Source organism: Saliniramus fredricksonii (assembly GCF_900094735.1).
GTDB lineage: Bacteria > Pseudomonadota > Alphaproteobacteria > Rhizobiales > Beijerinckiaceae > Saliniramus > Saliniramus fredricksonii.
Genome location: NZ_FMBM01000002.1, coordinates 2,118,790 through 2,143,894 on the forward strand (window position 1 = coordinate 2,118,790; position 25,105 = coordinate 2,143,894).

The 25,105-nt window shown below is 66.5% G+C and carries 25 protein-coding genes; 7 read left to right on the forward strand and 18 right to left on the reverse strand.

What is annotated here, in order from left to right:
• The 4 genes from pyk to GA0071312_RS16150 form a co-directional block, all read right to left on the reverse strand.
• A complete protein-coding gene (gene pyk, locus GA0071312_RS16135; RefSeq protein WP_074445798.1) occupies positions 1 to 1,440 on the reverse strand; it encodes a pyruvate kinase in 1,440 nt (479 codons plus the stop codon).
• Positions 1,437 to 1,850, reverse strand: a complete 414-nt coding sequence (locus tag GA0071312_RS16140) for a DUF1036 domain-containing protein (protein ID WP_420819974.1) — start codon at positions 1,848 to 1,850, stop codon at positions 1,437 to 1,439. The genes pyk and GA0071312_RS16140 overlap by 4 nt, the downstream gene beginning before the upstream one ends.
• 73 nt (positions 1,851 to 1,923) lie before the next feature.
• Positions 1,924 to 3,210: a glycerate kinase type-2 family protein gene (locus GA0071312_RS16145; protein WP_074445800.1), complete on the reverse strand. Its 1,287-nt coding sequence runs from the start codon at positions 3,208 to 3,210 to the stop codon at positions 1,924 to 1,926.
• 63 nt (positions 3,211 to 3,273) lie between these two features.
• Positions 3,274 to 4,218, reverse strand: coding sequence for a DMT family transporter (locus GA0071312_RS16150; RefSeq protein WP_074446272.1), 945 nt, complete (start codon positions 4,216 to 4,218; stop codon positions 3,274 to 3,276).
• Between the two features lie 229 nt (positions 4,219 to 4,447).
• Between GA0071312_RS16150 and GA0071312_RS16155 the strand changes: the two genes are divergently transcribed.
• Positions 4,448 to 5,671, forward strand: coding sequence for a CaiB/BaiF CoA transferase family protein (locus GA0071312_RS16155; protein WP_074445801.1), 1,224 nt, complete (start codon positions 4,448 to 4,450; stop codon positions 5,669 to 5,671).
• Between the two features lie 12 nt (positions 5,672 to 5,683).
• Here the strand turns inward: GA0071312_RS16155 and GA0071312_RS16160 are convergent, their stop codons facing one another.
• Complete coding sequence (locus GA0071312_RS16160) at positions 5,684 to 6,838, reverse strand: trans-sulfuration enzyme family protein (RefSeq protein ID WP_074445802.1); 1,155 nt, start codon at positions 6,836 to 6,838, stop codon at positions 5,684 to 5,686.
• Positions 6,839 to 7,009: 171 nt separating this feature from the next.
• Between GA0071312_RS16160 and GA0071312_RS16165 the strand changes: the two genes are divergently transcribed.
• Entirely contained in the window at positions 7,010 to 7,540 is a 531-nt protein-coding gene (locus GA0071312_RS16165) for a TspO/MBR family protein (RefSeq protein ID WP_074445803.1), read from the forward strand.
• A gap of 9 nt (positions 7,541 to 7,549) precedes the next feature.
• Here GA0071312_RS16165 and GA0071312_RS16170 read toward each other — a convergent pair whose 3' ends face one another.
• The 5 genes from GA0071312_RS16170 to cbiB form a co-directional block, all read right to left on the reverse strand.
• Positions 7,550 to 7,891 carry a bactofilin family protein gene (locus GA0071312_RS16170; protein WP_074445804.1) on the reverse strand — a complete coding sequence of 114 codons (342 nt, stop codon included), beginning with the start codon at positions 7,889 to 7,891 and terminating at the stop codon, positions 7,550 to 7,552.
• 355 nt (positions 7,892 to 8,246) lie between these two features.
• Positions 8,247 to 9,773, reverse strand: coding sequence for a gamma-glutamyltransferase family protein (locus GA0071312_RS16175; protein WP_074446273.1), 1,527 nt, complete (start codon positions 9,771 to 9,773; stop codon positions 8,247 to 8,249).
• Between the two features lie 165 nt (positions 9,774 to 9,938).
• Positions 9,939 to 10,232, reverse strand: coding sequence for a helix-turn-helix domain-containing protein (locus GA0071312_RS16180; protein ID WP_074445805.1), 294 nt, complete (start codon positions 10,230 to 10,232; stop codon positions 9,939 to 9,941).
• 38 nt (positions 10,233 to 10,270) lie between these two features.
• On the reverse strand, positions 10,271 to 11,290 hold the full coding sequence (cobD, locus tag GA0071312_RS16185) for a threonine-phosphate decarboxylase CobD (protein WP_074446274.1): 1,020 nt from the start codon (positions 11,288 to 11,290) through the stop codon (positions 10,271 to 10,273).
• A 43-nt stretch (positions 11,291 to 11,333) separates the two neighbouring features.
• Complete coding sequence (cbiB, locus tag GA0071312_RS16190) at positions 11,334 to 12,299, reverse strand: adenosylcobinamide-phosphate synthase CbiB (RefSeq protein WP_074445806.1); 966 nt, start codon at positions 12,297 to 12,299, stop codon at positions 11,334 to 11,336.
• A 167-nt stretch (positions 12,300 to 12,466) separates the two neighbouring features.
• Between cbiB and cobU the strand changes: the two genes are divergently transcribed.
• Both cobU and GA0071312_RS16200 read left to right on the forward strand, forming a co-directional pair.
• Positions 12,467 to 12,970: a bifunctional adenosylcobinamide kinase/adenosylcobinamide-phosphate guanylyltransferase gene (cobU, locus tag GA0071312_RS16195; protein ID WP_074445807.1), complete on the forward strand. Its 504-nt coding sequence runs from the start codon at positions 12,467 to 12,469 to the stop codon at positions 12,968 to 12,970.
• A 10-nt stretch (positions 12,971 to 12,980) separates the two neighbouring features.
• Positions 12,981 to 14,459 carry a cobyric acid synthase gene (locus tag GA0071312_RS16200; protein ID WP_074445808.1) on the forward strand — a complete coding sequence of 493 codons (1,479 nt, stop codon included), beginning with the start codon at positions 12,981 to 12,983 and terminating at the stop codon, positions 14,457 to 14,459.
• Positions 14,460 to 14,545: 86 nt separating this feature from the next.
• Here the strand turns inward: GA0071312_RS16200 and GA0071312_RS16205 are convergent, their stop codons facing one another.
• The 4 genes from GA0071312_RS16205 to GA0071312_RS16220 all read right to left on the reverse strand — a co-directional run bounded on the left by GA0071312_RS16205 (position 14,546) and on the right by GA0071312_RS16220 (position 19,627).
• The gene (locus GA0071312_RS16205; protein ID WP_074445809.1) at positions 14,546 to 15,151 is read right to left on the reverse strand and encodes a CarD family transcriptional regulator; all 606 of its coding nucleotides are present in this window, start codon (positions 15,149 to 15,151) and stop codon (positions 14,546 to 14,548) included.
• A 357-nt stretch (positions 15,152 to 15,508) separates the two neighbouring features.
• Positions 15,509 to 15,847 carry a ferredoxin FdxA gene (gene fdxA, locus GA0071312_RS16210; protein WP_074445810.1) on the reverse strand — a complete coding sequence of 113 codons (339 nt, stop codon included), beginning with the start codon at positions 15,845 to 15,847 and terminating at the stop codon, positions 15,509 to 15,511.
• Between the two features lie 124 nt (positions 15,848 to 15,971).
• A complete protein-coding gene (locus GA0071312_RS16215; RefSeq protein ID WP_074445811.1) occupies positions 15,972 to 16,238 on the reverse strand; it encodes an RNA-binding S4 domain-containing protein in 267 nt (88 codons plus the stop codon).
• A gap of 38 nt (positions 16,239 to 16,276) precedes the next feature.
• Positions 16,277 to 19,627, reverse strand: coding sequence for a helicase-related protein (locus tag GA0071312_RS16220; RefSeq protein ID WP_338056866.1), 3,351 nt, complete (start codon positions 19,625 to 19,627; stop codon positions 16,277 to 16,279).
• 238 nt (positions 19,628 to 19,865) lie between these two features.
• Between GA0071312_RS16220 and GA0071312_RS16225 the strand changes: the two genes are divergently transcribed.
• Positions 19,866 to 20,315 carry a YtoQ family protein gene (locus GA0071312_RS16225; RefSeq protein WP_074446275.1) on the forward strand — a complete coding sequence of 150 codons (450 nt, stop codon included), beginning with the start codon at positions 19,866 to 19,868 and terminating at the stop codon, positions 20,313 to 20,315.
• Between the two features lie 18 nt (positions 20,316 to 20,333).
• Here GA0071312_RS16225 and GA0071312_RS16230 read toward each other — a convergent pair whose 3' ends face one another.
• Both GA0071312_RS16230 and fabI read right to left on the reverse strand, forming a co-directional pair.
• Complete coding sequence (locus tag GA0071312_RS16230) at positions 20,334 to 20,915, reverse strand: histidine phosphatase family protein (protein ID WP_074445812.1); 582 nt, start codon at positions 20,913 to 20,915, stop codon at positions 20,334 to 20,336.
• Between the two features lie 45 nt (positions 20,916 to 20,960).
• Positions 20,961 to 21,797, reverse strand: a complete 837-nt coding sequence (gene fabI, locus GA0071312_RS16235; protein ID WP_074445813.1) for an enoyl-ACP reductase FabI — start codon at positions 21,795 to 21,797, stop codon at positions 20,961 to 20,963.
• 296 nt (positions 21,798 to 22,093) lie between these two features.
• Between fabI and GA0071312_RS16240 the strand changes: the two genes are divergently transcribed.
• Both GA0071312_RS16240 and GA0071312_RS16245 read left to right on the forward strand, forming a co-directional pair.
• Positions 22,094 to 22,399 (forward strand): DUF1244 domain-containing protein, encoded by a 306-nt coding sequence (locus tag GA0071312_RS16240; RefSeq protein WP_074445814.1) that lies wholly within the window; start codon positions 22,094 to 22,096, stop codon positions 22,397 to 22,399.
• 180 nt (positions 22,400 to 22,579) lie between these two features.
• A complete protein-coding gene (locus GA0071312_RS16245; protein ID WP_074446276.1) occupies positions 22,580 to 22,834 on the forward strand; it encodes a DUF2312 domain-containing protein in 255 nt (84 codons plus the stop codon).
• 9 nt (positions 22,835 to 22,843) lie between these two features.
• On the opposite strand, the gene GA0071312_RS16250 is transcribed toward GA0071312_RS16245, so the two are convergent.
• Positions 22,844 to 23,809 (reverse strand): acyltransferase domain-containing protein, encoded by a 966-nt coding sequence (locus GA0071312_RS16250; protein ID WP_074445815.1) that lies wholly within the window; start codon positions 23,807 to 23,809, stop codon positions 22,844 to 22,846.
• 46 nt (positions 23,810 to 23,855) lie between these two features.
• Complete coding sequence (locus GA0071312_RS16255) at positions 23,856 to 25,013, reverse strand: acyl-CoA dehydrogenase family protein (RefSeq protein ID WP_074445816.1); 1,158 nt, start codon at positions 25,011 to 25,013, stop codon at positions 23,856 to 23,858.
• Positions 25,014 to 25,105: the final 92 nt, after the last annotated feature.

The window sequence follows — 25,105 nt, forward strand, 5'->3', positions numbered from 1 at the left end:
TCACGCCGCCGCCGCATGCTCTTCGGTGATGAAGGCGATGCGGATCATGTTGGTGGCGCCGGGGGTGCCGAAGGGGACGCCGGCGATGACGATGATGCGCTCGCCGACCCTGGCGAGGCCCGAGCGCACGGCGAATTTGCAGGCGCGGAAGGTCATGTCGTCGACATCGCTGGCATCGCGGGTGACCACCGCATGGATGCCCCAGGCCAGGTTGATCCGCCGGGCCGCCTCGCGCTTGGGCGTAAGCGCCAGAATGGTCGAATCCGGTCGCTCGCGGGCGAGCCGGAGCGCTGTCGCGCCGGAAAACGTCCAGGCCGCGATGGTGGAGATGCCGAGCGTCGCCGCGATGCCGTTGGCCGCAGCGGCGATCGCGTCGGACCCCGTCGCCTCCGGCTCGGCCTGCTGCGCCTTGATGATGGTCCAGTAGAGATTGTCGCGCTCGACTTCCTCGGCGATACGGTTCATCTGCGCGACGGCCTCCTGCGGATACTGCCCCGCCGCGCTTTCCGCCGAGAGCATCACCGCATCCGCGCCCTCATAAACGGCGGTGGCGACGTCGGAGACCTCGGCGCGGGTGGGCACCGGCGCGGTGATCATCGATTCGAGCATCTGCGTCGCCACGATCACCGGCTTGCCGGCGCGCCGCGCATTGCGGGTGATGCGCTTTTGCAGGCCCGGAACCTTCTCCAGCGGCATCTCCACGCCGAGATCGCCGCGCGCCACCATGATGGCATCGGAGACATCCATGATCTCGTCGAGCCGTGCCAGCGCCTGCGGCTTTTCCAGCTTGGCCAGAACCTGCGCGCGCCCGCGCGCCACTTTCTTGACCTCGGCGATATCCTCCGGGCGCTGCACGAAGGAGAGCGCGATCCAGTCCACCCCGATCTCGATCGCTGCTTCGAGATCGGCCCGGTCCTTGTCGGTCATGGCGGCGAGCGGCAGCGTCGTATCGGGCAGCGAGACGCCCTTGCGGTCGGAGACCTTCCCGCCGACGCGTACCACCGCCTTCGCACGATGGCCGGGCGCGACCTCCTCGACTTCGAGCCGCAGCTTTCCGTCATCGATCAGGATGGTATGGCCGGGCTCCAGCGCCGAGAGGATCTCGGGATGCGGCAGATGCACCCGCGAGGCATCGCCCGGAGCGTCGTTGTCATCGAGGGTGAAATGCGCGCCCTGTTCGAGTTCCGCCGCGCCGTTCGCGAAGCGCCCCAGACGCAGCTTCGGGCCTTGCAGATCAACCAGCACGGTGATTGAGCGATGCACCCGTGCTTCCACCTCGCGGATCATCGCGACCTGCGCGGCGAGTTGCCCGCGATCGAGATGGCTCATATTGATGCGAAACACGTCCGCACCCAGGCGATGCAGGTTCTCCACCATCTCCGGCGTGTTCGAAGCCGGGCCCAGCGTCGCCACGATCTTGGTGCGTCTCAAACGTTTCATGGCGACGGCGCTCCCTGCCTGTCAGGATCGGTGAGTTGGATCGTCCAGCTGCGCTGCTGGCCGGTATCAACCTCGAAGAAGCCGTTGCGATCATAGCCGCGCACAAGACAATCCTCGATGCCACGAATGGTGAATTCCCGCTCGCGGGTACACATATACGAGCTCCCGCCCCATTCCCCGCCGCGATCGTAATCGACGGCATAGACGTAATAGTAGCGCGCCGTGAGGGCACCGGCGAAGATCGTCTCGCATTCGCGCGCCTCGAAATTCCACCAGCCTTCCGTGACCCAGCCTTGCGGATCACGGTAGCCGATGGCAATGCCGACGCGGCTGCCGGTCATGTTGCACAGGCGCAGATCGGCGTGAGCCGGCACGGCCAGGAAAGGCAGGCTGCCTGCGATCAAGGCCATCACGACGACAAGACGCAGGATCTGCCGGCTCGCGCGGCGTGGAACCGAGCGCATGCGCCGGTGCAGGGACGGATCAATCGATGAGGATGATGCGGCAGTCGTTGACATTGGTTCGTGTCGGCCCCGGTATCAACAGGTCGTCGAGAATCGTGAAGAAACCCGTCGAATCGTTGTCCAACAAATACGTTTGCGCGTCGACCCCTTTTGCATGGGCGCGTGACAATGTGGTGTCGTCGATGATCGCGCCGGCGGGGTCATCCGCCGCGCCGATGCCGCCATCGGTGCCGTCGGTATCGCCGGAAAGCGCCGCCACGCGGGGCAGCCCGTCGAGGGCGATGGCGAGTGCGAGGGCGTATTCCTGGTTCGGACCGCCGCGCCCCTCCCCCCGGATCGTCACCGTGAGCTCGCCCCCCGAGATCAGCGCCGCGCGCCGCCCCGCCCTGCGGATATCGCGTACTTCCCCCGCATGGGCTGCCGCGACGGCGCTGGCCTCGCCTTCGAGATCGGCACCGAGCAGGATCGGCTCATAGCCCAGGCGCCGCGCTTGCGCACAGGCGGCATCCATCGCCTCCTGCGGGCGGGCAATGATGCTGAAAGCGGTATTGTCGAAGACGGGATCGCCGGGTTTGGGTGTCTCGGGCGCATCATCGCGCATCAGGGCCTGCGCCGCATCGGAAAGCACCACGCCATAGCGCGCGATGATGGCGCGGGCCTGCGCATGGCTCGTGGGATCGGGCACGCTCGGCCCGGATGCGATCACGGCGGGATCGTCGCGGGGCACGTCGGAAATCGCCAGCGTCACCATCCGCGCCGGCGCCGCTGCCCGCGCGAGCCGCCCGCCCTTGATCTGCGACAGACGCTTGCGCACGGTGTTGATCGCATCGATGGGAGCGCCGGAGCGCAGGAGCGCGCGGGTGATCGCCTGTTTTTCCGCGAGATCAATGCCGTCAGCCGGCGCGATCCAGTTGGCCGAGCCACCGCCGGAGAGCAGCACCAGAACGAGATCCTCCGCGCCGGCGGAACGCGCGAGGGCGAGCGCCTCGCGCGTCGCCGCGATACCGGCCTCGTCGGGAACCGGATGCCCGGCCTCGACGATCCTGATCGGCCCGGCTTGTCCGCCATAGCCGTGGCGGGCCACGGCGAGGCCGGTGATGCGGGCATCCTCCACGCCCGCATCACGATAATGCGCCAGCGCGACCTCGCTCATGCTGGCAGCCGCCTTGCCGGCGGCGAGCACGATGATGCGCCCATGCGGCGGTGCAATCGGCAGATGTGCCGACAGGCAGCTCTGCGGATGGGCGGCTGCGACAGCGGCATCGAAGATGCAGCGCAGCTTCTCACGAGAGGATGTCGGCATCATGCGGCCTCCGGATTGTTCTCGCGCGATATTCGGAATGTCTCGCTTTGCGAAGTGTCTGCCTGCTCAAGGCTTTGCTCTTGCCGGCAATGGCGGGCGGTTGCGGCGCGGGCGGGCAACGAAGATCCCGGCGAGGATCAGCGCGCCGCCCATGGCCTGGATCAGGGTCAGCGCTTCCGAGAGGACGAGCCAGCCGAACACGGCCGCCGCGACGGCCTCGATGAAGATCACCAGCGAGGAAAATACCGCTGGCAGACGCCCCAAAGCCACCGAGAGCAGCCCCTGCCCGCCCGCATGGCTGATGAAGGCGAGCGCGACGAGCGCCAAGATCGCTTCCGGCGTCGTCGGCAGGATCTGGCGCTCGGCGATGATGGCGACGACGAACAGCCCCGCCGCCGTCACCAGGCTGAGCTCGAAAGTCACCCGCCCGGCACTGCCACCGGAGCGCCGCGCCTTCTCGACGCCCAGAAAATACAGCGCGAAGAAGAAGGCCGTGATCACGCCATAGACGTCTCCCGCGAGGCGCGCGGGCGCGATCTGCATGCTCTGGCCGATCAGCGCCGCACCGCCGAGCATGCACAGGACGAGCCCCGCCAGCGTCGATCGCGCGATGGTGACGCGCAGAACCGCCCAGGAAATCAGGATGACGAAAAGCGGCGCGGTGGTCGCAAAGAAGGTCGCGTTCGCCACCGTGGTATTGAGGATGGCCAGATGCCAGAAGATCAGATCGCCCACGAAGGCAAACCCGGCAAACACCGTCGCCCTGCTCCAGGAAGCGCGCCCGGCAAGGCCGGGATGGCGCGCCTCGTCGATGCGCATCCAGGCATAGAGCACCGGCAAAGCCAGAAACACCCGCCAGAAGGCGCTGGCGAAAGGGCCGATATCGGCGGCAGCGAAGCGCACGAAGACCGGCGAGACGCCCATCGCCACGGCTCCGGCGACAAGCGCGGCGAAGGCGCCGATCTGGCCCGGTTCGATGCTGGCGGTCTGCGTCGGCGTGGGTATGGTCATGCGGCGGGTTTTCACGCGGGCTGAAGCGGGATCGTCGCGGACCTTACCGGCTTTGCCGGGACAGGCGAAGCCGTTTTCGTACACGTTTGCGGATGCGCGGGCACGCGGATGGGGCAAACCACGCAATCGATCTGGCGCGCGGCTGCGTATCCAGCCGGGACCGGAAATGCTAGGGGCGGTGCACGATCGAAAGCACAGCGCCACCGGCGCAATCTGCGGGATGTGAGCCATGAACGATGACGGAACCCTCGGAGCCGGTACGCAGACCAAGCCGCTGAAGGGCATCCGGGTACTGGAACTCGCACGCATCCTCGCCGGCCCCTGGATCGGACAGACACTGGCCGATCTCGGTGCGGATGTGGTCAAGGTCGAACGGCCGGGCAAGGGCGACGATACCCGCGCCTGGGGTCCGCCCTTCGTGCCGGGCACCGACGGCACGGATCTCTCTGCGGCGTACTTTCATGCCTGCAATCGCGGCAAACGCTCTATTGCGGTCGCCTTCGACACGAAAGAAGGCCAGGAGGTCATCCGTCGGCTCGCGGCCAATGCCGACATCCTGGTCGAGAATTTCAAGGTCGGCGGATTGAAGAAATACGGGCTCGATTACGAGAGCCTGAAGGCGGTCAATCCGCGTCTGATCTATTGCTCTGTCACCGGTTTCGGCCAGAGCGGCCCCTATGCGTCACGCGCCGGCTACGATTTCCTGATCCAGGGCATGGGCGGCATCATGGATCTCACGGGTGAACCGGGCGGTGAGCCGCAGAAGATCGGCGTCGCCTTCGCCGATATCTTCACCGGGCTTTATGGCGTCATCGCCATCCAGGCCGCCCTGCGCCAGCGCGATGCCACCGGCCAAGGCGCCCATATCGACATGGCGCTGCTCGACAGCCTCACCGGGGTACTCGCCAACCAGGCGATGAATTTTCTCGTCTCGGGGCGCGCGCCGATGCGGATGGGCAATGCCCATCCCAATATCGTGCCCTATCAGGTCTTTCCGGCGAGTGACGGGCACGTGATCATCGCCACCGGCAATGACGGCCAGTTCCAGCGCCTGATGGACGTGATCGGTGCGGCAGAGGCCGCAGCTGATCCGCGCTTTGCCGACAACACCTCCCGCGTGAACCATCGCGAGGATATCGCCGCCATCATCACGGATGCGACAAGCCGCTTTACCCGCGCCGATCTGCTGGCCGCGCTGGAGCGCGTCGGCGTGCCGGCCGGGCCGATCAATACGGTCGAGGATGTTTTCTCCGATCCCCACATCATCGCGCGCGGCATGCAGGTTGCGCTTCCGGCGCCCGAAGCACAGGGCGGCACGATCCCTGGCGTCGCCTCGCCGATGGTGATCGACGGCACCCGCATGACGGCGCAAGCGCCATCTCCGCGCGTCGGTGAACACACGCAGGACGTGCTGGCGGATCCCGATTGGGGCGGGGGCGATGCCGGCGCCTGACCGGGCGGCGCCTCAACCCTGCGCAGCGCGCAAGGCCCGGTCGAGATCGGCGAAGAGATCCTCGGCATCCTCGATGCCGGTGGAAAGCCGCAGCAGGTCATCCGGGCAGGGCGTGCCCTCCCCCTCGATCGAGGCGCGGTGCTCGATCAGGCTCTCGACCCCGCCGAGCGAGGTGGCGCGCTTCCACAATTTCACCTGCGCCGCCGTCGCGATCGCAGCCTCGACCCCGCCACGCACGCGGATCGAGAGCATGAAGCCGAAACCGTTCTCCATCTGGCGCGCGGCGATGGCGTGACCGGGATGATCCGGCAGACCGGGATAGAGCACCTGCGCCACATCCGGATGCGCCTGCAGGCGTGTGGCCAGCGCCAGCGCACTCGCCGCCTGTCGCTCTGCCCGCAGATGCAGGGTGCGCATGCCGCGAATCAGCAGATAGGCCTCGAACGGCCCGAGAATCGCGCCTTCGCCCTTGCGGATCATGGCGACGCGATCGGTGAAGGCGTCCTGCGTCGCGAAGGCGAGCGCGCCGGCCACCACGTCGGAATGGCCGTTGAGGATCTTCGTTGCCGCATGCATCACGATATCGGCGCCGAGCGTCAGGGGCCGGGTATGCACCGGCGAGGCGCAGGTCGAATCGATGGCGAGCCGGGCGCCGGCATCATGGGCGATCCGTGCTGCCTGCGCGATATCGGTGACGCTCCAGAGCGGATTGGCCGGGCTTTCCACCCAGACGAGCTTCGTCTCACCGGGAATGACCGCCGCGCGCAGGGCATCCGGGTCTTCGGTCGCGACGAAATCGATGCGCAGCCCCCAGCGGGTGGCCTCGCCGGCGAGCCAGTGGCGCAGGGCCCAGTACATCACCTTCGGCGCCACCACGTGATCGCCCGGATCAAGGGCGCGGAAGACGGCGGTGGCCGCCGCCATCCCGGAGCCAAACAGCATTGCCCCGCCATGCGCGTCCTCGAGCATGGCCAGAACGTCCTGCGCCTCGCGGATTGTTGCATTGTCGGGACGGCCATAGACATAGCCCGAGGAATAGGCATTGTCGGGATCACGGATATACGTGGTCGCCACATGGATCGGGGGAACGACGGCGCGCGTTGTCTCGTCGATCCGGCCCAGGGCCTGGACGGTGCGGCTGCGGCGCGAAAAGCTGTCGTCGGTCATGATGGGTTCCGTTCCGGTCTCTGGTCGGCGCGCATATCTGTCCGGCGGATTACAACAGATTGCGCGGGGAAGCGATGCGCTTTTGTGCGCCGTCGGTTTGTGCACCGTCATGCGGCGCGACCGAAAGGTCGGATTCGCCGATCAGGACCGGGTAACGAGAGGAGTGCAGCCGTGCAGGTATCCAGTGAAAGCGAAACCAGCCAGGGTGCGGATTTTGTCGGGCAAGAGCCGCCTTCGCGATGGGTCCGGCTCGCCGCCGCCATCCTGCCCGTTCTCGTCGCATGGGGGATCGCCGGGATCGCGACGGCGCCGGGCATGGCCTGGTATCAGGAACTGGAGCGCCCCTTCTTCACCCCGCCGGACTGGCTCTTCGGCCCGGTCTGGACGATCCTCTATATCGCGATGATGGTCGCCGCATGGCGCGTGCTCGGCCTTCAGCCCTCCCGGCCCAGGCATCGCGCCATGACGTTGTTCTATCTGCAACTCGGATTCAACGCGTTGTGGAGCATTGCCTTCTTCACGCTGCAGAGCCCGCCTTTCGGGCTCATCGTGATCGCGGTGTTGCTGGCCCTGATTCTCGCCATGATTGTCGCCTTCCGGCCCCTCGACCGGATCGCTGCATGGCTGATGGTGCCCTACGCGCTCTGGGTGGCCTATGCCAGCGCGCTCAATCTCGGGATTCTCGTTCTGGCCATGCCGTGATCGGGCATCTCAGTCTTGCGCCGGCCCGGTCGCCGTCTTCGCCGTCCTGGCGCGGTCGAAACCGACCTTGGCGTCGCGCCCGAACCGGGTGAGCCTGTCACCGTAATCATGCACGCAATTGACCGTGCCGCGCACTTCCACGTCACCGCCGTGATTGACCAGCGTTCCGGCCACCGCCCCGTGGACGATGGCCGCACCGCCCTCCTCGACGACGAGATCCCCCATGATCACCCCTTCGAGATCAAGGCGCGAGCCGGAAGGCACCGTCACGGTGCCCTTGACGCGCCCACGCATGACGAGATCACATTCGAGGGTGAGAGGGCCTTCGAGCTGCCCGGAGATTTCGGCCATGGCGCTTCTCCCCGTTTCTGCCGTGCTCCACCTTGCCCGCAGGCCAGAGCGTAAGGCGCCTGCCGAAAGCGGCGCCTGCATCAAGGATAGCGCGAAATGGCGATCCGCCACGGGCGACAAAAACCCAGACGGACTGGGGCAAATTACCAAATCCATCGAAAGTCGAAGCCCGTCATGGCTGTCGCGGCGCCACCACAGGGCCCGTGACGCCTGTTTCAGGGCAGGCTGACGCCGAAGCGCACGCGATCATGCCATTTGCTGCGACATTTATCGAAATACGGCGATTGCCGCGCATGGTTGCGCGCAGGCGCGAAAACCCACCTGCCAATGACGCACGGAACGCTCCCAGGCACCTTCAGAAACCGATGACGCAGCCATCCTTGCGCGGATCGGAGCCGCCGATATAGCCGCCTTCGATGCGCTGGATCAGCTGTGCGCCGCCGAAGCCGAAGCTCGATTCCGGCTCCTCGCTGGTGACCGCGTGGCCGAGATCGGCCAGCCCGGCCAGCACATCCGCACCTGCCGAGGATTCGATGGCAACGCCGAGCCCCCTGGTGGCGCGCCAGCGCGGCGCATCGGCAGCGGCCTGCGGATCCTGGCCCCAGAGCTGCGTGCGCAATGTCATCTGCACATGGCCCTGCGCCTGCATCGGCCCGCCCATCACGCCGAAGCTCATCTGCGGCGCGCCGTTCTTCATCAGGAATCCGGGAATGATGGTGTGGAAGGGGCGCTTGCGCGGACCGACCCGGTTGGGATGGCCTTCCCTCGTGACGAAGCCGTAGCCGCGATTCTGCAAGGAGATCCCCGTGCCAGGCACCACCACGCCGGAGCCGAATCCGGCATAGTTCGACTGGATGAAGGAGACCATCATGCCGCTCTCATCCGCCGCCGTCAGATAGACGGTGCCGCCATGGCGCGGCGCGCCGGCGCCGAAATCCGTGGCGCGGGCGGGATCGATCAGCTTCGCCCGGGCCTTCAGATAGGCGGGATCGAGCAGATCCTGCACCCGCACATCCTGCATGGCCGAGAGATCGGCGACATAAGCCTCGGCATCGCGCATGGCGAGCTTCATCGCCTCGATCTGGAGATGCAGCGCGGCGACGCTGTCGGGGGCGTGGCCGGCGAGATCGCAATGTTCGAGCATGCCGAGCGCCATGCAGGCGGCGATGCCCTGGCCGTTGGGCGGGATCTCGTGCAGGGCGACATCGCCATAGGACGCATGCACCGTGCCGCACCAGTCGTTCTCATGCGCGGCCATGTCGTCGATGGTGAGCGCCGCGCCGTGCTCGCGCGCGAAAGCCGCGATCTTTTCCGCAAGCTCCCCGCGATAGAAGGCCTCGCCGCGCGTCCGCGCGATCTGCTCGAGGCTCGCGGCCAGCGCCGGATTGCGGAACACTTCACCCGCCTGCGGCGCCCGCCCGCCTGGCATGAACGCTTCCGCGAAACCCGGCTGCCTGCCCAGAAGATCCGCCCCGCGCGCCCAGAGCGCGGCGATCACCGGCGAAACGTGGAAGCCGTTGCGCGCGTAGCGGATGGCGGGTTCGAACAGGGTCTCGAAAGGCAGTTTGCCGAAACGCTGCGAGAGATCGACCCAGGCGCTGATCGCGCCCGGCACGGTGACGCTCTCCCAGCCGCGCTCGGACATGCCATCGGGGAATCGCTCCGGATTCCAGGCGGCAGGGGAGCGGCCGGACGCGTTGAGCCCGTGCAATTCCTTGCCGTCCCAGACAATGGCGAAAGCATCGCTGCCCAGCCCGTTGCCTGTGGGCTCGACAAGAGTCAGCGTAATTGCCGTCGCCAGCGCAGCATCAACAGCGTTCCCGCCGCGCCCGAGCATGCTGATCCCGGCTTGCGCGGCGAGCGGCTGTGAGGTCGCGACCATGTTGCGCGCCAGAACCGGCGAGCGGCGGGAGGCGTAAGGCGAAGCGGCGGAAAGCGTCACGGAATCATCCTCGGATTGCGGGCGTTGCAGCTGATTAACCGCTCGGGCGCACGCGCGAAACCGGCGCGAATGCGAGAAGGGTTTTTGAAACCGGCATAGCCTCGATCAGGACAGTTCCAGCCGCAACGAACGCCCGACGGCATGCGCGGCTCGGCTGAGCGCACCGAGCGTGACCCCGTCATTGTCGGGATCGAGCAGACGATCGACCTGCGAGCGGCTCGTCTCCAGCCTGCGGGCGAGCTCCGCCTTGCTGATGCGCTCCACAGCCATCGCCTCGGCCAGCTGAAATGCGATAACCCGCTTGATGGCCGTCTCGGTCGTGCTTTCGCGAGTCCCCTGCTCGGCGAGGAAATCATCGAAGCTCTGGCCGAGCCTGCCGTGTTCGATATCATTATTCATTGCCCAAGACCCTTCAAGCACTTGGGGAACGCTTCAAATCATTCACAGTACGTACCGTATATGGTTCGGGTCTGCAACGCCTCCCCCACCCTCCGCCACTCCGCTTCATCGCCCGGCAAACCGAGCCTCAGCCAGTCGTCAGCGTATGGGAAGACGCGGCTCCAGATGCGCCGACGGGCGAGCCGTTCCTGCGCTGATGCCGCCCCGCCGGGGATCGTATAGGTGCGAAACAGGGCCGTGCCGCCGACGAGGTCCCAGCCGCGTGCGATGGCGAGGGCGTCGAGCCGGGCGCAATCCTCCGTGAGTCGCGCGATGCTGCGCGCGCGCCAGGGCGCATCCCGCAGGGCGATCCGCCCCGCCGCGATGGCCGGGCCGGAAACCGCCCAGGGCCCGGCCATGCTTTTGAGGCGGGCGATCAGCGGTGCGGCGCCCAGCACGAAGCCGAGCCGCAGGCCGGCAAGGCCGTAGAACTTGCCGAAGGAGCGCAGGACGAGGATGTTTTCCGGGCCGCTCTCGCCGAGATGCGGCGCCAGCGACAGGCCCGGCGTCGCATCGGCGAAGCTTTCATCGATCACGAACAGGCCGACATTTTTCGCCAATGCGATCAGCTCCGCCGGCGGATATTCGCGTCCGTCCGGATTGTTGGGATTGACCACGACCGTCACGTCCGCCCCGACGAGATCGTCGAGCCCCGCGACCGGGCGCACGGCGATGCCGGCCCCGGTGAGCGCGCCGGCATGTTCGTTGTAGGTCGGCGTCACGACCCGCGCATCGACAGCGCCGGCCACGCGCTCCCTCACGAGAGCGGGCACGAGCTGGATCGCGGCCTGGGCGCCGGCGAGGGGCAGGATCGCGGCGCGGGTCTCGTAGGCATCGCGCGCAGCCGCGATCAGATCATCGAGCGCGGCGCGCTGCGGCAGGGCGCACAGATCCGCGGGGCCGAGCGCCGGCATCGGATAGGGCAACCGGTTGATGCCGGTGGAGAGGTCGATCCACTCCCCCGCCGCGCCGCCATAGGCCACCCGCGCGCGGTCGAGATCGCCGCCGTGATCGCGGATTTCGATCTGATCACCCGTCATGCCGCCCTTTCTGCGCAATCCCTCACGCGAGAGCAAGCAGTGTCGCAATGGCAAGGAGCATGATCAGCAGCGCGACCATGGCCCGACGATAGAGTGCGAGCCCGTCTTCGAGATCGCGCGCCTGTGGATCGGGCGCAGCGCCGTTGAGCCAGGGCTCGTCCCGGATGCCGCTGCCATAGCTGCGCGGCCCCGAAAGCCGCACGCCGAGCGCCCCCGCCATCGCCGCTTCCGGCCATCCCGCATTGGGCGAGCGATGATGACGCGCATCGCGGCGCATCACCGCGAGCGCGCGCAGCGGGCGCTTCGAGACGAGCGCGAAGAGCAGGCCGGTCAGCCGCGCCGCCGGCCAGTTCACCGCATCGTCGAGCTTCGCCGCGAAGCGCCCGAAATCCGTATGGCGCGCATTGCGGTGGCCGATCATGCTGTCGAGGGTGTTGATCGCCTTGTAGGCCACGATGCCGGGCAGGCCGAGCAGCAGACCCCAGAAGAGCGGCGCCACGATCCCGTCGGAGGTGTTCTCCGCAAGGCTCTCGATCGCCGCGCGGGTCACCCCCGGCGTATCGAGCAGCGCGGGGTCGCGCCCCACGATCATCGCTACAGCCGCGCGTGCGCCGTCGAGATCGCGGGCACTGAGCGGTGTGGCGACGGCGGTGACATGGTCATGCATCGAACGCGTGGCGATCAGCGGCCAGGCGAGCAGCGCCGTGACGATCAGTCCTGCGAGATCATGCGGCAGAACCAGCGCAGCGACCAGCGCGGGCAGGCTGGCCAGGACGATCACGGCGAGTGCGGCCAGCATGCCCGCCCGCGCCCGTCGCGCCGGCGGGTCCCCCTCGCGGTTGAGTCGCCTGTCGCACCCGCTGATCACCGCGCCGATCCAGGTCACCGGATGGCCGATCCACGCATAGAGCCGCGCCGGCCAGCCGATGGCGGCATCGATCAGCATGGCGAGCGCCATCGCGGCGGCGCTGAAACCGATCAGGCTCATGCGACAGGCTTCTTCGAAACGGAATGCGGTTTCGGGGCGCGGGCCCCCATCGGCGCGGTCATGGACTGTTCAATACACACCGCTCGCCGGTCCCGCCAGCGGTTGCGCGCGGCGCCGGGTGAATCCGCGCCTCGCATCCGGTGCGCTGTTGGGCTAGAACCATCCGCATGAGCATCATCCTGATTACCGGCGGCGCGCGCTCGGGCAAGAGTCGCCATGCCGAAGAGCGCGTGCTGGCCATGCCGGGGCGCCCGGTCTATATCGCCACGGCCCAGGCCCTCGACGACGAAATGCGTGCGCGTATCGCCGCCCATCAGGCACGCCGCGATGATCGCTGGGGCGACCATCCCGCCCCGCTCGATCTCGTCAGTGCGCTCGATGTCACCGATGGCGCGGGCCCGCGTCTCGTCGATTGCCTGACGCTGTGGCTGACGAACCTGCTCTTTGCCGAGCGCGATCTCGCGGCTGAGGGCGAAGCGCTCTGCGCCGCGCTCGTTCGCCAGAAGAGTCCGATCGTGCTCGTGACGAACGAGGTCGGTTTCGGCATCGTGCCGGAGAATCGTCTGGCGCGACAGTTCCGCGATGCGGCGGGGCGGCTCGCGCAGGATGTCGGCGCGGTCGCGGATGAAGTGGTGCTGGTCGTGGCCGGTCAGCCGTTGCGGATCAAGTGAACATGCCTTCATGAGCGCCACATTGATGATCCAGGGCGCCGGCTCCAATGTCGGCAAATCCATGCTCGTTGCCGGGCTCGCGCGGGTCTTTGCCCGGCGCGGGCTGCGCGTGCGCCCGTTCAAGCCGCAGAACATGTCAAACAATGCCGCCGTCACCGATGATGGCGGCGGCGAGATCGGGCGTGCCCAGGCCCTGCAGGCACGCGCGGCGGGCGTGGCGACATCGATCCACATGAACCCCGTCCTGCTCAAGCCGGAAAGCGAGACCGGCGCGCAGGTCATCGTCCAGGGTCAGCGTCTGACCACGGCGCGGGCGCGCGATTACGCCAGGCTCAAGCCGCAACTGCTCGCAAGCGTGCGCGAGAGCTTCGCGATCCTGCGCCGCGAGGCGGATCTGGTGCTGGTGGAGGGCGCGGGCTCTCCCGCCGAGATCAATCTGCGCGCCGGCGATATCGCGAATATGGGCTTCGCGCAGGCGGAGCGCGTGCCGGTCGTGCTCGTCGGCGATATCGATCGCGGCGGGGTGATCGCGCAGATCGTGGGCACGCAAGCCGTGATCGATCCGCAGGATGCGGCTTTGATCAAGGGCTTTCTCATCAACAAGTTTCGCGGTGATCCGCGCCTGTTCGACGACGGCTACGCGGCGATCACTGACCGCACCGGCTGGCGCGGTTTCGGCGTGCTGCCCTGGTTCGCGCGCGCCCATGAACTCCCCGCCGAGGATGCCCTCGACATCGCCGCCAAACGCGGCGATGGCGCTTTCCGCATCGTCGTGCCGCGCCTGTCGCGGATTGCCAATTTCGACGATCTCGACCCGCTCGCCCTCGATCCGGCGCTGTCCGTGGAGGTGGTGGCGCCGGGACGCCCGCTCCCGCTTGACGCCGATCTCGTCATCATTCCCGGCTCGAAATCGACACGTGGCGACCTCGCCTTCTTCCGCGAGCAGGGCTGGGATATCGATCTTGCGGCGATCCTGCGCCGGGGCGGGCGGGTGCTCGGCCTGTGTGGCGGCTATCAGATGCTGGGCCGAAGCATCGCCGATCCGGAGGGCATCGAGGGGCCGGCGGGGACGAGCCCCGGCCTCGGCCATCTCGCCATCGACACGGTGATGCGGCACGACAAGCACGTCACACAGGTCCGCGCGCGCCACATCGCCTCCGATACGCCGGTGAGCGGCTACGAGATCCATATCGGCGAGAGCGACGGGCCGGACCGGGCACGGCCTCTTTTCGATCGCGACGGCACGCCGGAGGGCGCGGTCTCGGCGGATGGACGGGCAATGGGAAGTTATCTGCATGGTCTGTTTGGCGAAGACGCGTTCCGCCGCACCTTTCTCAACCGGATCGGCGCACAAGCCTCCGGTCGCGCCTCCGATTTCGCCTATGAAGCGCAGGTGGATGCCGCGCTGGACGCGCTCGCCGATCACCTGGAAGCGCATTGCGACTGCGACGGGCTGCTCACCATCGCGCAGGCGGGCGCCGCCGGCTGAGGCAGGCGCCGGGCCCCATGAAAAAGCGGACCCGGTCATGGACCGGATCCGCTCTCACATTGCCGTTGAATTCAGCCGGAAGCGCCTCAGGCGGCCTCTTCCTGCAGATCGCCGTTATCGGAATCGCCCTCGGCAGCCTCCGCGCCATCGGCATCCTCGGCGCCCTTGGCGCGGCGCGGCGACTTGGCGAGCGCTTCCTCAATCAGCTTGAGCGCTTCCGTTTCGGTCGCAGCATTGACCGATGCAATTTCGCTGACGACACGCTCCAGAGCGGCCTCGTAGAGCTGACGCTCGCTGTAGGACTGCTCGGGCTGGGCATCGGAGCGATAGAGATCGCGCACGACTTCCGCCACCGAGATCAGATCACCGGAATTGATCTTGGCTTCATATTCCTGCGCACGACGCGACCACATGGTGCGCTTCACCCGGGCGCGGCCCGCCATGGTCGTGAGCGCCTTTTCCACGAGACCCGATTCGGCGAGCTTGCGCATGCCCACGCTCTCGGCCTTGCTGGTCGGGACGCGCAGGACCATCTTGTCCTTTTCGAAACTGACGACGTAAAGTTCGAGCTTGAAGCCGGCGATCTCCTGCTCCTCGATCGCCGTGATGCGACCGACGCCGTGCGCCGGATACACGACTGCTTCACCTGCCTTGAAACCGAGTTGCTTGGCGTTCTTCTTGGCGGTCGTCATGCGATGAAGGCCTCCTGCATGGATGCCGCGCGACGTTATCAGGGTCGCGTCGACGATAATGGAGCCGCCGGCAGGGGTCCGGCAGTCCGGAAGATCAAGTGTGGAGCAAGCGCACCGAAGTCGCCCCCGGATCGCGATCCGTGGTCCACACCCCCTAAATGCGCGTCAAGATGTCGAGAAAAGCCCCCGGCGCCATCGGCAATCAAAGCGTTCAAGGTCCGATCCGATGGCGGTCAGGAAGATGATCATGATAGGCTGGGCTCACAATAAGTGTGGTGCCCGTCGCTCATTCTCGACGGTAATCAGACCCTAGCACAAAACCCATGAAAAATCAAAACGGCTGACGTCAAACTGTCATCAATCGCCGTCACCGGGATTGGCCGAGAAGAATTTTTCGTATTTACCTTCCATCCCATCATATTCTTTCGCATCCGGCGGCTCCGGCTTCTTCTGCGTGATGTTGGGCCAGGTCTTGGACAGATCGGTATTGATCTGCAGCCATTGCTCCAGCCCCGGCTCCGTATCCGGCTTGATCGCCTCGGCCGGGCATTCGGGTTCGCAGACGCCACAATCGATGCATTCGTCGGGATGGATGACGAGCATGTTCTCCCCTTCATAGAAGCAATCGACCGGGCAGACCTCGACGCAATCCATATATTTGCATTTGATACAATTCTCGGTGACAATATAGGTCATGACACAGTTCCGTCCGGCTTTCGCTCGTCCCATGGTGGATGCCCGCAGGGAGCGGGCATGGGGCGCGGACATCGCTTTATCGCGTCCGCCCGCAATGCACAACTAGTTCCCCCCGCGCACCCCATCAAGAGTCGATCGCCTCATAGAGTGCCCGTGCCGCATCGGCATTGCCGCGCCGCTCTCCGAGCGCCGTGACGCGCGCCACGATGGTGCCATGCTCCGCCGCCACCGTGAGCACGTCACCCGCCGCGATCCCCTTGGAAGGCTGCTTGATGCGCGTGCCGTTGAGGCGCACACGCCCGTCCTCCACGAGTTTCGCACAGGCCGTACGCGTGCGGGCGAATCGGGCGTACCAGAGCCATTTGTCGAGGCGCTGGCGATCTTCCCGCATGCCCGGCCTGCCTCAGGATTTGTCTTCCAGCTGCGCCTTCAGGGCAGCGAGCTTGGCGAAGGGCGAATCAGGGTCAGCCTGACGCGATTTGCGGTTATCGGGGCCGGAGGAATATGTCGCAGGCTTGCCTTTGCCCTTGCCACCGGGTTTGCCCCTGCCCTGATCGGGTCCTTTGCCGCGCCCCTTGAAGCCACCTTCGCCATGGGCCTTCTCGTGAGGCTTGCCGCCGCCCTGATCGGGGCCCTTGCCGCCGCGACGGAAATTGCCTTCGCCGAACTTGCCGAGCTCGCGGGCGCGCTGTTCGCCCCGCCGCGCGGCCTGCCCGCCGGCGGCGCCCGCCTCGGCACCATCCTGCCCGGGCGATGCCTGCCCGGCACCCGGGGGGGCCGCCGGTTCTGCCCGCCACGGCGGCGCGCATCACGCTGCCCGCCTCGCGGCTGCCGGTTCTGCCGCCAGATCTCGATGGTTTCCGGCTCCAGGTTCGGCGCCTCTTCGGCCTCCGCCGCAGAAGGTGCGCCGCCCTGCGGCGGCGATGCCAACTCAGCCGGCGCCTCGGCCATCACGTCGGCAGTGGCAGGCGCGGGCTGCGCAGATGCAGGCACCTCAACCGCACCCTCCTCAGGCTTGCTCTCCCCGGGCTTGCCCTCCTCCGGCGCAGGCTCTTGCTGCACGCTCTCTTGTTGCGCTCTCTCTTGCTGCGCTCTCTCTTGCGATGACGCATCGGCCGCCTCTGCCGGTGCGGTATCGGACGCCGCATCCGTTGCGGGATCGCCCGCCTCCGGCGCGTCCGGCCTGGCCTCACCGGCTTCGGCTTGTCCCGTCACAGCCTCCCCTGCCGGCGTCTCACCCTCGGCTGGCTCGCCATTGCCGGCGGGTTTGGCCGAGATCGGCGTCGTCGCCACGGGCAGCAGGATCTCGCTGGTAATGGCCGGGCCGGTACGGGTCTGGGAGGTATAGCCGAGCGATTTCAGAATCGTCGCGAAATCCTCGCCTGCACAGCCGACCAGCGAAGTCATGGCCACCGTCGCCACGAAGCCGTCGCCGTCGGCAGCGCCCGCCGGCGGCTCACCGATCGTCTCGCCGGGGCGATAGGCGATGGCCGGGCGGATCAGGTCAGCCAGGCGCTCCAGAATATCGACGCGCACTGCGCGCCCGCCGCAGACCCGGAAGCCCGCAGCCCGGTAGAGCCCGCGCGCGACTTCCGGATCGACCGGTATGGAGGTGCGCCCGGAACCGGCCAGATGGGCGATCTCGTCGATGCCCTTCTGGTCGAGACCGCCATGCCTGAGGGCCCAGAGCTGGGCTGCCAGCGTACGCGGCGCCGGCTTGAGCATCAGCGGCATGTAGAGATGATAGGCGCCGAATCGCACGCCCTTCTGGCGAAGAGCCGCGCGGCCTTCCTGCTCAAGACCGCGCACTTCCTGGAGCACCTTGGCGCGCTCGAGCACGCCGAGCGATTCGGAGATCTGGAAGGCGATGCCGCGCGCGATGCCGGTCAGATCCTGGGCATCCTCGAGCTCGATCACGGGGCCGAGCGTGCGCACGATATAGGCCTTGAGCCAGGCTTTCAGCCGGGTCTCCACCTTCTCGCGGGCCGGGCCGGTGAGATGCTCGTCCGCGATGATGCGGATCTCCGGCTCGAAGATCTTCTCGGACGCTTCCAGCTTGCCGACGGGATCGCCGCTCCAGCGGATGGTGCCGTCATTCGACAACACGAACAGCGTATCCGCAGCCGAGGCGAAACGCTCCGCCCGCTGCTCGATCTCGCCCGCAAGCGCCTTTTGCGCAGCATGGCGCAGCGTCTTGGCCTCGGCACTGTCCGCACCCGGATCCGGCACGAAGGAAAATCCGTGGAGTTGTCCCACGTGCTGGCCTTCGACGGTGACATCGCCGGTGGCCGAAATCTGCGCATCCAACATCGCGTTCTCTCTCAAGCGCCGCATCAAAACGCTCGTCCGCCGATCGACGAAACGGCTCGCCAGCCGGTCGTGCAGAGCGTCGGACAGCCTGTCCTCTACCTTACGGGTGACACTCTGCCAATGCTCCGGATCACGCAACCAGTCATCACGGTTGGCGACGAAGGTCCATGTCCGCACCTGCGCGATCCGGTAAGAGAGGGTGTCGATATCCCCCTCGACCTTGTCCAACTGCTTGATTTGCTTGGAAAACCAGTCATCGGGAATGCCCCCGTCAGACATCACGAAACGGTACAGTGCCGCCACCAGATCAGCGTGGCTCGCGGGCGACACTTTTCGATAATCGGGCACCTGGCAGACTTCCCAGAGCCGTTCGACGGCATCGCGGCTGGAGGCGATGTCGCGCAACTCCCGGTCGCGGACGACGATATCGAGGGCGGCGATATCCTCGCCGATCGGCGCGCGCGTCAGCCCATTCTCGCGCGGCACATCGGCGAGCGAGGCCTGAAGACGCGCGAGGGTGCGAAAGTCGAGATCGGGATTGCGCCATTGCAGCACGCGCAAGGGCTCGAAGGCATGCGCCTCGACCGCCTGGGCGATTTCCGGCTCGAAGGGGTCACAGCGCCCGGTCGTGCCGAAACTGCCATCGTTCAGATGCCGCCCGGCGCGCCCTGCAATCTGTCCGATCTCCGCCGGTTGCAGAGCGCGGAAGCGAAAACCGTCGAATTTGCGTGATGCGGCGAAGGCCACATGGTCGACATCAAGGTTGAGCCCCATGCCGATCGCATCGGTCGCGACCAGGTAATCCACCTCGCCCGACTGATACAGCGCCACCTGGGCGTTGCGCGTGCGGGGCGAGAGCGCGCCGAGCACCACCGCCGCGCCGCCGCGCTGGCGCCGGATCAGCTCGGCAATGGCATAGACCTCCTCCGCCGAGAAGGCGACGATGGCGGAGCGCGCCGGCAGGCGCGAAACCTTGCGCTCGCCGGTGAAGACGAGCTGCGAGAGGCGCGGGCGCGAGGTGACGTGCACACCGGGAATCAGCTGTTCGATCAACGGCTTCATCGTGCCGGCCCCGATCAGCAGCGTCTCCTCGCGTCCGCGTTGGTTGAGCAGGTGATCGGTAAAGACATGGCCGCGATCGAGATCGGCGGCGAGTTGCACCTCATCAATGGCGACGAAGGCGAGATCGAGATCGCGCGGCATCGCCTCCGCCGTGCAGACCCAGTAACGCGGCTTGCGCGGCTTGATCTTCTCCTCGCCGGTGACGAGCGCCACCGCGTCAGACCCGACGCGATCGACCACGCGCTGATAGACTTCGCGGGCCAGCAGACGCAGCGGCAGGCCGATCATGCCGGAGGAATGGGCCAGCATGCGCTCAATGGCGAGATGGGTCTTGCCCGTATTGGTCGGCCCCAGAACGGCGGTCACCCCGCGCGAGCGGACTTGCGGTGGAAGGGATCTGCGTTTCATCAACTCGACCTTGAACGCCCTCTCCCGCAATCGGGGTGATGCCCCGGGCGGATCTGCGCAATGCGCGGCGCAGCATCACATATGCGGATCGGATGATCAGCACGGGGAGCCTCGCGCCATTCTGCCTAGCAGGGTGACACGGATTTGCAAGGCCGGCCCGCTTATGGATTTGCAACGCGGCGCAGGGCAGGCGATCATGGTGCAAGATCCGTTCAGGCAACAAGCGAAGGGACCGATCATGACCCTGCAGGTCTATCTCGCCGGCGAAATTCATTCCGACTGGCGCAACGAGATCATCAATGGCGCCCGCGATCTCGATATCGCTTTCAGCGCGCCCGTCACCGATCACGCGGCTTCCGATGATTGCGGCGTCGCCATCATGGGACCGGAGGAAGAGGATTTCTGGGCCGATCACAAGGGCGCGAAGCTCAATGCCATCCGCACCCGCCGCGACATCGCCCGCGCCGATCTGGTCGTGGTGCGTTTCGGCGAGCGCTACCGGCAATGGAACGCAGCCTTCGATGCCGGCTATGCCTCGGCGCTCGGCAAGGCCATCGTGGTGATGCATCCGCCCGAACACGGGCATGCACTCAAGGAGGTCGACGCGGCGGCGCTCGCGGTGGTCGAGCATCCCGCGCAGGTCGTGCAGATCCTGACCTATGTGCTGGAGGGCACATTGCCGCGCTGAGGCCCCGGCGACATCCGGTCACACCCAGCGATATTGCCGCTCGCCGATCACCAGGACGCGCCCCTGCCAGATGTCGAGATGCGGGGCGCGTTCGGGCGCGACGCCGCAGCGATGCGCGAGAACCGCACGGGCGACGCCGCCATGGGCGACGACGACGCTGTCTCCTTCAAGCCCATCGAAGCAGGGGGCGATTCGCGCAACGAGATCGTCGTAGCTCTCGCCCGCCGGTGGACGAAAACCCCATTTATCGGCTTCGCGCGCGGCAGCCCACTGCGGATCGCGGGCGGTGGCTTCCGGCCAGGTCAGCCCCTCCCAGTCGCCAAAACGGATTTCCATCAGGCGCTCATCGGTCTCGTAACCCAGCGGATCGAGCCGCAGCGCGCCGCGCGCATGCTCGGCGGTCTTGCGGGTGCGCGTCAGCGGGCTGACCAGCCAGGGCAGATGCCCCGGCTTTGGCACCAGCTTTGCCAGGATGCGCCCCGCTGTCTCGGCCTGCCCGACGCCCCGCGCGTTCAGCGGAATGTCGTGCTGGCCCTGCAGGCGTCCCTCGGCATTCCAATCCGTCTCGCCGTGGCGGATGAAGAAGATCGTCGCTGACATCCGACACTCACTTGTGGAAGGGAAAAGACCGGGTTGCGGCTTGCCTCAATCCTTGTCGAGGGACATGTCGGGGGCTTCCGGATTCTTCATGCCCACGACGTGATAGCCGGCATCGACATGGAGCACTTCGCCGGTGACGCCGCGCGAAAGATCGGAGAGCAGGAAAGCCGCCGTCTCACCGACTTCCTCGATCGTGACGGTCCGGCGCAGGGGTGCGTTGTACTCGTTCCATTTGAGGATGTAGCGGAAATCGCCGATGCCCGAGGCCGCGAGCGTCTTGATCGGGCCGGCGGAAATCGCGTTCACACGGATGTTGTCGGGGCCAAGATCGGCGGCGAGATAGCGCACCGAGGCCTCCAGAGCCGCCTTTGCGACACCCATGACATTGTAATGCGGCATCCACTTTTCCGCACCGTAATAGGTCAGCGTCAGCATCGAGCCGCCGTCACGCATCAGCTTTTCGGCCCGCTGGGCCACGGCGGTGAAGGAATAGCAGGAGATATTGAGCGACCTGTTGAAATTTTCCTCGCTCGTCTCGATGTAACGACCGGTCAACTCGTCCTTGTCCGAGAAGGCGATGCAATGGACGATGAAATCGAGTTTGCCCCAGGCCCGTTCGACCTCGGCGAAGACCGCATCGATGCTCGCACCGTCCGTGACGTCGCAATGGCCGACGAGAATGGCGTCGAGCTGCTCGGCCAGCGGGCCGACGCGCTTCTTCAGGGCGTCGCCCTGATAGGTGAAGGCGAGTTCCGCGCCCTGCTGGCGGGCCGCACGGGCAATCCCCCAGGCGATCGACCGGTTATTGGCCACACCCATGATGAGGCCACGCTTGCCTGCGAGAATACCGGTCGATGCCGTCTCCGCCGTGTTGTCCGCCATGTTTCACCCGCGATTTTTGACTGTACGAAATTTGTAAGCGCGCTAGGTTTAGCCGATGGCGTCGCTCGGGGAAAGTCCTGATGCAACCCTGCTACAGGCTGTATGATACAATTTTAAATTATTAATTAACGCATAAAGCAATCAATGAGAATGCGGCCGAAAGGCATGCCACAACCGCCGCAGCCCTTTCGGTGACGCTCGCTCTTGCATGCGCGCACATGCGGGACCATCGTTGCATCAGAAGGGAACGCCGGTGGCAGAAAGCTGGCGTTGCGCCGTTTGATCAGGAGTGAGTGATGAAGAACCTCGACGAAGAAACCCGCGTCGCGCTCGAAGCCGCAGCCTTTCGCAGGCTGGTTTCCCATCTGCGCAACCGCACCGATGTCCAGAATATCGACATGATGAATCTCACCGGCTTCTGCCGCAATTGCCTGTCGAACTGGCTCAAGGATGCCGCCGATGAGCGCGGTCTCGGCATCAGCAAGGATGACAGCCGCGAATACGTCTACGGCATGCCTTACGAGGATTGGAAGGCGCAGCATCAGGCGCCCGCCAGCGCCGACCAGCAGGCCGCGTTCGAAGCCGGCAAGCCGTCCCATTGAGCGCAGGCGCCTGGCCTGTGCAGCCATCCAAGCGCGCGCAGGCGCCGGTCTGCGCCTCCATCCACATGGAGCGTTCCCGCCCCTCTGGACACGGGCGCGCGGATTGCCTAATCCCTGCCGCGACGGTGTTCGACGCCGCCCTGCTCCGGCGCGGCGTCTCGTTTGGTGAGGATGGTTTTCATGGCTGCGGATATTGCGGATTCCGGCGTTGCTGCCGACGAGTTGCGTCAGTTCGTCGAGCGCATCGAGCGTCTCGAAGAGGAAAAGGCCGGCATTGCCAGCGACATCAAGGATGTCTATGCCGAGCTCAAGGGGCGTGGTTTCGACACCAAGGCGGTCCGCCAGATCGTGCGGCTGCGCAAGCAGGACCATTCCGAGCGCCAGGAGCAGGAAGCAGTGCTCGAGCTCTACATGCAGGCGCTGGGGATGGCGTGAGGCGGGTGCTCAGCCCGATCGCACGAATCGCCGCGCCACGGCATCGAATCGCCCCGCATTGCCGCCCATCGGCGAGAGCGTGATCGCGATGCGGCGCGCCGGGCCCGGCGGCGTGTTCTGGCGAATCAGCGCGGCCAGCGCGCCCGATGGCGAGAGATCGACGTAATTCGCCCCCTCGGCGAGTTGAGCGGCACCGCAGACGCGCACCACATCCATCCGCTCACGCACGATGCGCCAGAGCAGATCCGGCGCATCCGGGTCGAGAACGTCACCGAAGCAGGCCGACAGGCAGGGAATGGTGCCCCTGCGCGGGGTAATCTCGGCAAACATCGCCCGGCAGGCGGACGCCGCCGGATCGATCAGCGGCGAATGAAATCCGTAAGGCACCGGCAGCACGACCGCAGTCACGCCCCGTGCCGCGAGGTGCGCGCAGACGGGGTCGATGGCCGCGTGCGCAGCCGCCAGCACGCAATTCTGTCCCGAGCCGCGCCCCGCGAGATGGCTATGCGCCGCAAGATACGCGTCGTCGTGCCATAGCCCATCCCCTGCGAGAACCGAGATCAGCCCGCCCCGCGCGCAGCGCTCATGCAGGAGCGCGGGCTGCCGGGCGATGCGGATGAGCGCTTCCTCGAAGCCAATCACGCCGGACAACGCCATGGCGACGAATTCGCCGAGCGACACGCCAAGCATGAGATCGGGATGAAGCCCGCGCGCCATCATCGCCTTTGCTGCGGCATATTGCACCATGAACAGCGCCGGATGTGTCGCTTCCAGCCGCTCGAACGGCGCGCCGGGCGGATGATCGGGATCATGGATCTCGCCCAGAACCGAGAAACCGAACCGCGCGCGCACCAGCGCCTCGCCCTCCTCCATCCAATGTCGGAAGACGGCGTCCTCCGCCATCAGGTCACGCGCCATGTGCCGGTATTGCGCGCCCTGCCCGGAGAAGCAGAAGATCACGGGCCGCGCTGTCATGCCAAAGCTGCGGCCTCTTGCTGCGGGGCGTATGACAGGCGATCCCTCACGCCACCGCCTTCAGTGTCTCACGGGCGATGATCAGGCGCTGGATCTCGGAGGTGCCCTCGTAGATCCGGGTGATGCGCGCATCGCGGGCATAGCGCTCCACCGGATAATCGGCGCAATAGCCGGCCCCGCCGAAGAGCTGGATCGCGGTATCCGTGCAGCGATGCGCGGCTTCGGAGGCGAAGAGCTTGGCCATCGAGGCCTCCTTGGCGAAGGGTTCGCCGCGATCCTTGCGCGCCGCCGCGTTGAGGATGAGCAGCCGCGAGGCCTCGAGATCAACCTCGCGGTCAGCGATCATCCATTGCGGGCCCTGCATCTCGGCAATGGCCTGGCCGAACTGCTTGCGTTCCTTCACATAGGCCTTGGCCGCATCCATCGCGGCGCGGGCAATGCCGAGCGAGAGCGCGGCGACGCCGATACGCCCGCCGGCGAGCTCGGCCACGGCCACGCGAAACCCGTCATTCTCCGCGCCCATGATATTCTCGGCGGGAATGCGGCAATCATCGAGATGCACCACATTGGTGGGCGAGCCGTGCTGGCCCATCTTCTTTTCCGCCTTGCCGATGACGAGACCGGGCGCGCCCGCCTCGACAAGGAAGCAGGAGATGCCCTTGCCCGGGCGCGCATCCGGCTCCGTCACGGCCCAGACCACAAAGAGCCCGGCATATTCGGCGGAGGAGATGTAGATCTTTTCCCCGTCAAGGCGCCAGCCATTGCCCTCGCGGCGCGCGCGCGTCTTCATGCGGGACGGATCGGAACCGGCGCCGCTCTCGGTGAGGCAGAACGAGCCCGCCTTGTAGGTCCCGTCGGCGAGGCGCGGCAGATAGGCGCTCTTCTGCGCGGGCGAGCCCACGGCCTGGATCACCTCCCCCACCATGTTGGTCACCGAAGTCGAGACCGCCGTCGACGCGCAGGCATGGCCGAGCTCCTCGATGGCGAGCGCGAAAGCGACGGTGCCGGCTTCGCTACCACCATACTCCGCCTTGACGTTGAGCGCGGCGAAGCCGTTCTCGGCCAGAAGCCCGAGATTGGCCAAAAGCGCCTCGCGCCCCTCCCCGCGATCGAGCCGTTCGGCGGCGGGCGCGAGGCGCTCCGCCGCGATGCGCCGTGCCGCATCACGGATCATGATCTCTTCGTCCGACAGTGCGAAATCCATCGTCGCGCGTCCTCGTTCTCTCCGGGTATGTTGTTGCCCGCATCTGAACCCGGATGGCGGGTGGAGACAAGAGGGCACAGGGCCGCGTGTGG